Annotated in this window: 7 protein-coding genes and 1 pseudogene; all 8 read right to left on the bottom strand. The window is 62.5% G+C overall.

Translation table 11 applies throughout. From position 1 onward, the window contains the following. Positions 1-884 (bottom strand): phosphate ABC transporter substrate-binding protein (locus tag CIC12_RS17230; RefSeq protein ID WP_168665292.1); only part of this gene is annotated, 884 nt, incomplete at its 3' end. A gap of 184 nt (positions 885-1,068) precedes the next feature. Beyond that, positions 1,069-1,259, bottom strand: a pseudogene (locus tag CIC12_RS17225) (thiamine pyrophosphate-binding protein); the annotation flags it as partial. Beyond that, positions 1,259-2,116, bottom strand: a complete 858-nt coding sequence (locus tag CIC12_RS17220) for an HpcH/HpaI aldolase family protein (RefSeq protein WP_168665291.1) — start codon at positions 2,114-2,116, stop codon at positions 1,259-1,261. The gene CIC12_RS17220 and the pseudogene CIC12_RS17225, both read right to left, overlap by 1 nt. Before the next feature lie 55 nt (positions 2,117-2,171). Then, entirely contained in the window at positions 2,172-3,155 is a 984-nt protein-coding gene (locus CIC12_RS17215) for a DODA-type extradiol aromatic ring-opening family dioxygenase (RefSeq protein WP_168665290.1), read from the bottom strand. Positions 3,156-3,221: 66 nt separating this feature from the next. Next, entirely contained in the window at positions 3,222-4,502 is a 1,281-nt protein-coding gene (locus CIC12_RS17210; RefSeq protein WP_168665293.1) for an MFS transporter, read from the bottom strand. A gap of 104 nt (positions 4,503-4,606) precedes the next feature. Further along, entirely contained in the window at positions 4,607-5,452 is an 846-nt protein-coding gene (locus tag CIC12_RS17205) for an amidohydrolase family protein (RefSeq protein ID WP_168665289.1), read from the bottom strand. A 65-nt stretch (positions 5,453-5,517) separates the two neighbouring features. Then, positions 5,518-6,543: an amidohydrolase family protein gene (locus tag CIC12_RS17200; protein WP_168665288.1), complete on the bottom strand. Its 1,026-nt coding sequence runs from the start codon at positions 6,541-6,543 to the stop codon at positions 5,518-5,520. 37 nt (positions 6,544-6,580) lie between these two features. Continuing rightward, positions 6,581-7,486 (bottom strand): ABC transporter substrate-binding protein (locus tag CIC12_RS17195; protein WP_168665287.1); only part of this gene is annotated, 906 nt, incomplete at its 5' end.

Genomic DNA, 7,486 nt, shown 5'->3' with positions numbered 1-7,486 from the left:
CCCGTCACATCGTCGAACAGTTCATCGACCGACAGACGGCGTGCAATGATCTTCTGATCGAGCGCCCAGTCGATCGCCAGTTGCAGACCTTTGCGGTTCGCCTCCAGCCCGATCGGCGGAAACACCGCAGGCACCCCTTCAGCGAGCTCACGGCTTTCGACGATCATCCGGTACAGCTCCCGCACCACATCCGGGCGCTGCTTCGAGATGTCCTCGTGCACCACGAACATGTGATTGATCGGCACCACGTTCTCCCGTGCGAACCAGTCTTTCGCCGCCGCCTGCGCATTCGGCACCAGCGTGCGGACCCGCTCGTCCTTCGGCATGTCTTCACCGAGCAGCGCAGCGGCCAGTTCCCCCTTGAGCATCATCTCGGGAATCGACGAACCCGCCGGCAGACGCTCGCAGTTCTCCGGGTCGCGGTACTCCGCGAGATGCCCGTCACCGAGCGTCATCCACGTCACTTTGTCGAGATCGACCCCGTATTCGTGGCGCAGAATGCCGCGAATCCACAGCGCGGTGGTCTGCGTGTAGGTGCGAACACCGACCTTCCGGCCTTCGATATCCTTCGGATCGAGGTGGCCGAAGTCGATGTTGAAACCCGCGCAATGATGCTGGAAGCGCCCGGAAACCGGCGTCGGCAACAAGATGTACGGCTTGCCATACGCCCTGGCCTGCAGGAACGTGACGATCGCCAGTTCGCCCGCGTCGAATTTGTTCTCGCGCACCATCGCCTTGAAGCCGTTATGGGCCGGCGTCGGTCCGCAATAGTCGAGCTTCACGATGTCCGACGCCACGCGGCCGTCCTTCATCGCCTTCGTGACCGGATAGTCGGCCAGATTGGTGCGCAACGTGGGTACTTCAGTCAGGGTCGTCGTTGTCATTGATGTGCGTCCTTATGCTTGAATGGGGTTAAAGCCTCACCTCGATGAGGCACGGACCGGCCTCGTTCACCGAGTCCGCCATCGCCTGATGGAAGGCTTCGGCCGTGTCGACGGCGACGGCGCGCACGCCCATGCCCTGCGCCATCGCCAGCCAGTCGATACGCGGGCGATCGATATCGATCACGGGCTTGCCTTTCATCCGGTAATAGCCGTCCGCTGCGCCTGTGCAGACGCCTTCGAACAGACACAGGACGCTGCGCATCTGCGGGTTCTCCAGCGCCTTCAGGAAGTGCATCTCCGAGGTGCCGGGTTCGCGAGCCAGACGTCGACGCCCTGAGCGGTAAGCGTCCGGACCAGGCTTGCGGCTCCGTTCATCAGTATCCCGCCAGCTCGCGCGCCGCGCCGACCACGCCATAGCTGCGCTGCGGCGCCGACATCAGGAAGCGGTAGCCTTCCTTGAGCAGTCGCTCGTGATTCTTCGCGGTGGTGTGCGGATTGCCGACCACCACGTTGTGCTTGTGGCAGGTCTCGACGATCTGGCGCATTGCGTCGAGCACTTCGGGATGTTCGTACTGACGCGGAAAGCCGAGCTCCTGGCTCAGGTCGCCTTCACCGATCAGGATGAAGCCGATGCCGGGCACGTTCGAGAGGATGTCGTCGAGGTTGCCGATCGCCTCGGTGCTTTCGCACATCAGGCCGACGAGAATCTCGCCTTCCGGAGCCAGCGGCCATACGTCGGCTTTCCTGTAGTAATCGGCCATGCTCAAACCCCAGTAGCGTGCGGCCGTGGCGGGGCCATCGCCGCGCACACCTTTGGGCTCATATAGCGGCGCGTTTTTCGGGCGCGCATAGCGGCACGAGGCCACCGCGTTACAGGCCTGCTCCACCGTCGCCACGTGCGGCCACACCACGCCGTAGGCGCCGCGATCGAGCACCTGCTTGGCGAACGCCTGATTCATCTCCACACCGTTGGACGGAATGCGGGCAATTGGCGTCACGCGCGGTGCGACTGAACCGGACTCGGCAATCTGCTTGCGGTTGAGCATGTACTGCAATGCATCGCCGAGCGCCGAGACGTCGTACGGGTTGTGCTCCATTTCGAAGACGATGCCGTCATACGGCGCATCGCTCATCTCGATGGCGCTCTGCTTGTCCAGTTTCGAAAACGCGGTGAAGGCGGGCTTGCCGGATTCGAATGCGCGGATGATGCTGTTGAGGCGGGTGTCGCTCATGATCTGTTTCTCTGGTTGTTTTGGGTGCGTCGAAAACCGGCCCGGTCGCCAAGGCTCACTCGGCTTTCCAATACATGAAGCCCATGCCTTCGCCAGTGCCCGCAGGCGTACGCCAGCAAGGGACGTAGTCCACCAGCGTCATTTCGGCGCCTGTTTCCTGCACCGCTTTCATCACGCTCACGTAAAGCTTGATTTCGGAAGTGCCCGACTGGTACGAACGGTCATCCACTGCTGCGAGGCCGTCGTAGTCGTAGTCGGCTAGCATCTTCATGATGCTGTGGTCGAACTCCTCGTCGTTGACGAAATGGGACAGGCCGCCCGACGCGAAAATGCCGACCCGTACGTCATCGGGCCATGCGTTGATCGCATCGCGCAGCACGCGGCCAAATTCGATGCAACGCGTCATCGACGGCTGCGTGGGCGGATAGAAGCAGTTCATGATGACAGGCACGTGCGGCGGCGGGTTGTCGCCCATGATCTGGTGATAAACGAAGCTGTACGCATGCGGCACCACCGGATACTCGGGCAGCGGTTTCATCCACACGTTGTCGGGCCATGCGAACAGGTCGGTCAAATCGAAACCTTCGCGCTGGAAGTGTTCGATCAAATACGTCGCCAGTTTCGGATGACACTTGTGCGTGACATGATGATCCGGCGCGTAGACAGAACGCTGCGGCGGCCCGTTGTGCACTTTTTCACCGGTGTAAATCGCGATCGAAGGGGAGAAGTCGGTGAAAATTTCCTTCTGGTCCTTGCCGAGGATGATCGCGACATCGACGTTCGCGGCGCGGTACGCGGCGGCCATCTCGTCGAGCGCGGTACGGCAGCGCGCAGCGCGTGCGGTGCGCTCCTCGAGCGTCAGGTATTTTTCGAACGCCGCTTCGCGGTGCGCTTCCAACTCGGGATACGTCCAGGTCCGATTGCGGAACCACAATTCCGGATTGTTGCGGTCCCGCTCTCCATTCTTGAGCCAGTCTTCCGGAGCTTGACCGAGCATGCCGCTATGCGGCACCGCCATCCCGAATACTATCTTCGCCATGTATCGTTTCTCAGTGAATTAAGGTGTTCAGCAAGGCCGGTCGTGCCGGACTTGCCGTGATTGCTTTCAGGCTTGCCGCAATGAGCCCTGCGCCTCGGTCACTTTGGGCGCCCATTCGGGGCGGTACAGGATCATCGTGGCCATCGCGCCGATAATGAGGAATCCAAGGATGACCATCATCGGCAGGTTGTAGGTCCCGCTGACGTGCAGAAGCCACCCCGACAGACTGGCCGCAACGCCACCCGCGAGACTGGTGGCAAGTTGCTGCACGCCGGTGACGAGACCGATTGCCTGCTTCGGGATCAGGGTCAAGCGGGACAGCACCAGGTTGTTGGCCGTCACGAGCCCCAGCAGCGAGAGCGACAGCACATTCCAGAACAGCGCCAGCTGCAGCGTGGGGGCGTAGGCGCCGAGCAGAACGGTGCAGCCACCGACAAAGCCCGCGATCGTGAACGCCTTGCGCACCGTGATGGGGTTCTTGCCCCGGGCGATGATCCGGTCAGCCGCCCACCCGGCAATAGCGGCGACAATCGCGATTCCGGCAAAGCTGAAGAAGGTGAAGAGTCCGGAACGTGTAATTGACAGCCCGCGTTGCTCGACCAGATAGGCCGGCATCCAGGTCATGCAGTAGAACGTGAAATAGCCGTAGCAGAAGTTGGTGATCATTCCGCCCCACACGACCGGGCTCGACAGAATGCTGCCGAAAGTCACCGTGCGCGCGCGCCGGTTCGCCAGCGAGAGGTCCGCTCTGGACGGCAGATCGTTACGCACGAGCAGTAGCCACGGGGCGAGCCAGAGCAGCCCGACGAGACCCGTCGCGATGAACATCAGCTTCCAGGAATAGGTGACGATCATCCAGGCTGCGATCGGCGCACCGAGTGCCGGGCCGAACTTGTTGCCCATTGCCAGCAGGCCGACGGCGAGGCCGTTCTGCCGTTCGTCGAAGTTGTTGCGAATCCAGCGGTAACTCGCTGGAATCACGATCGCTTCCGCCATGCCGATGAGCAACCGCATGACGACGAGGCTCGCAAGCGCCGTCACCACACCCATCAATGCGGTGGCGATGCACCACAGTGCGAAGCTGATCGCGTACGGCCATTTAACGCCGTAGCGGTCTGCCACCCAGCCCATCGGCACCTGGAACAGACCATACGACCAGAAGAAGGCCGCGTTGATCCAGCCGCGGTCGATATCCGTCAGCGCAAAATGATCCACGAAGCCTGCATCCGCCAGCGTTGAAGAGATGCTGGTGCGATCGACAAACGAAATCAGCACGCCGAGCGCAAGGAGCGCGAGGACGGCCCAACGGCTCGTTATCCCCGCTCGTTCGGGTTTGCTTGTCTCCATCTGCTCATTTCTCTTTAGTGTGGTTGGATTCTGCGTACCGGAGTGTCGAAGGCGCCGGTGGACGGATTCGACACTCCGGACGGCCGCATGAATGCGGCGGCGCTTCAGACCAAAGCCGGATACAGTTGCTGCGCCGTCTTGCCGAAGATCCATTCGCGGTCTGCATCGCTCAGGCTCGCGAGACCAGCCTGCGCGGTCGCGAGAATCTCCGCGAGCGTGCCCGTCGAGGTCGGATAGTTCGAGCCCCAGGCCATGCGCTTCGCGCCGAACGCCTCGACCACACGCGGGAAGAACGTTGCTGCACTCGCCTTCTCCTTCTTCACATCGCCGAAGATACGCGGCGTGAGCTTCAGGTAGATGTTCTCGAGCGGTGCGAGATCGAACAGGCTTTGCGCTTTCGCATACGGCGCGCCGTCGGCCACTTCGGGACGTCCCAGGTGGTCGAGAATGATCGCGACCTTCGGGAAGCGCCTGGCCAGCGCCGTCACCTGCGGCAGGCCGATCGGACCGGTCTGGATGCACATCGGCAGGCCCAGTTCGCCGCACAGTTCCCACGCCGGAAACGAACGCGGATCGTCCAGCTCGCTCGGGTCGAACTCCTTCGTGCTGCCGCCCGTGAAGAGGCGCAGTCCGGCGAGCCCCCGGCCAACCCATTCGCGGATGCGTTCCGGCGCATCCTCCTGCAACACGTCGACCGAGCCGACGGCCACCAGACGGTCCGCGTATTGCGCGCAGCCATCGACCACGTAGCTGTTGTCGAAGCCATACGTGGTCGACGAATGCACGACAGCCGCCTTCGCGACGCCGGCCGCATCCATCGATGCGATCAGCGTTTCCACGGTCGTCGGACGCTCCTGCGACCAGTCCGAGCGCTTGCCGAACAGGGGCGCCGGCGGATAGCGGGTTTCGTCGCCGGAGATGATGTGCGGGTGAATATCAACGATTGTCATGAATGTCTCTGTGCTGTTCTCATTGCATGCGGCCCGCGCCCATGTCGCGTGCCGCCTGATGGTCCTTATTTGCCGCGCGCCTTCAGGCGTGCATCGAGGCGTGGGTAGACCCGGCGTGCGTTACCTTCGAAGATCTTGTAGCGGTCTTCGTCCGAGAGCGCCTCGCATGCGTCGATATAGCGCTTCGTGTCGTCGAAGTACTGGCCCGTGGCCGGGTCCTTGCCGCGCACCGCACCGATCATTTCCGAGCCGAACAGCACGTTGTCGGCCGGAATCACTTTGGTCAGCAGTTCGACCCCCGGCTTGTGATACACGCATGAGTCGAAGAAAATGTTGTCCAGCAGCCCTTCGAGCGGACGCTCGCGCATCTCGAGCGACATGCCGCGATAACGTCCCCAGTGATACGGCACCGCGCCGCCGCCGTGCGGAATCACCAGACGCAGCGTCGGGAAGTCCTTGAACAGGTCCGATTGCAGGATCTGCATGAACACGGACGTATCCGCGTTCAGGTAGTGCGCACCGGTGCCGTGGAAACACGGATTGCACGATGCGGCCACATGGATCATCGCGGGCACGTCGAGATCGACCAGTGCTTCGTAGAGCGGATACCACTCGCGATCGGTCATCGGCTTGCCGGTCCAGTAGCCGCCGCTCGGGTCCGGGTTCAGGTTGCAGCCCACGAAACCCATCTGTTCGACGCAGCGGCGCAGTTCGGCAATGCTGTTTGCAGGATCGGCGCCGGGCGATTGCGGCAACTGGCACACCGGCGCGAAGTTGTCCGGATAGAGTTCCGTCACGCGGTAGACGAGGTCGTTCGAGACTTCAGCCCATTCGAGGCTGGTGCGCTCGTTGCCCAGGTGGTGGCTCATCAGGCCCGCGATCGGCGAGAACAGCGTGAGGTCGCTGCCGCGCTCGCGTTGCAGCTTGAGCTGGCCGTTGCCGATGGCTTCGCGGATTTCGTCGTCGCTCACAAAAGCGCCATCGCGTGACGGCGCATTGGCCGGATCGTTGGCAAATTCGACCTGTCTGGCGCGCCACGCGCGGAATGAGGCGGGGACGGTCGTGAAGTGACCGTGGCAATCGATAATCATGGTGTGTCCAGTCTCGTGCAGGAGGATGGTGTTCGGCTCAGCGGGCCAGCGGATCCACGAACAGTTCGTTGATCGACATGCGGCGCGGCGTCAGCCCCTGCCTGAACGCGGTCGCTTCCAGCGTTTCGATCGTCTTGAGGTTTTCCTGCAGACCGTACGGCAGCGGATCGTATCCGACGATCTTGCGCAGTTCGAGGTACTTCCTGTCGCTGGGGGCCGTCGCATCGCCTGCGTCGAGACGTGCGAGCCATTCCTTCTTCGCCTGCACGAACGCGTCGTAGATCGATTTCGCGATCCACGGATGGTCGGCGAGCACCGAGTCCTTCACGACGATCGTGCCGTGCATCGGATACACGCCGGTGCGGCCGTAGTACTCCTTCTCAAGCTCCGCAGCGTTCGGCAGCAGATCCGGATAGTTGGCCTCGACTTCCTGCCAGCCGCCTGTCGGCGCACCCTTGCGGCCGATACCGGCGGCCGCGTCGAAACCCGCCGACAGTTCGCCCGAGGCCATCATGTCGGCAAGCGAACTGCCTTGCGGCGCGTGAATGACATTCGAGGGCAACTTCAGTTGCGTGACGTGCTCTTCGTCATCGACCACCCAGGTCACCTTCGACGAATCGAGACCGAACTCGTCGATCAGCACCTGACGCGTCCACACGCCGGTCGTCACCGAATACGCGCGCACGCCGACCTTCTTGCCTTCGAGGTCCTTCGGCGTCCTGATGCCGGCATCCGGGCGAACCAGCAGGCCGCCATGATGAAAGCGCCGCACGACGAAAACCGGCAGGCCGACGAACGGTGCGCCATACGCGCGGGCAATGATGTAGGTGGTCGGCGCGAGCTCGCAGACATCGAACTCGACATCGCGCACCATTCGGCGAAACGCGCCGATCTGCGGCTTGACGGTGACGAATTCGGCGTCTACACCCTCGATGGGGATCGA

Origin of the sequence: Paraburkholderia sp. SG-MS1, from assembly GCF_012275575.1 — a bacterium.
Lineage (GTDB): Bacteria > Pseudomonadota > Gammaproteobacteria > Burkholderiales > Burkholderiaceae > Paraburkholderia.
This window is presented reverse-complemented; position numbering and strand designations above follow the sequence as displayed.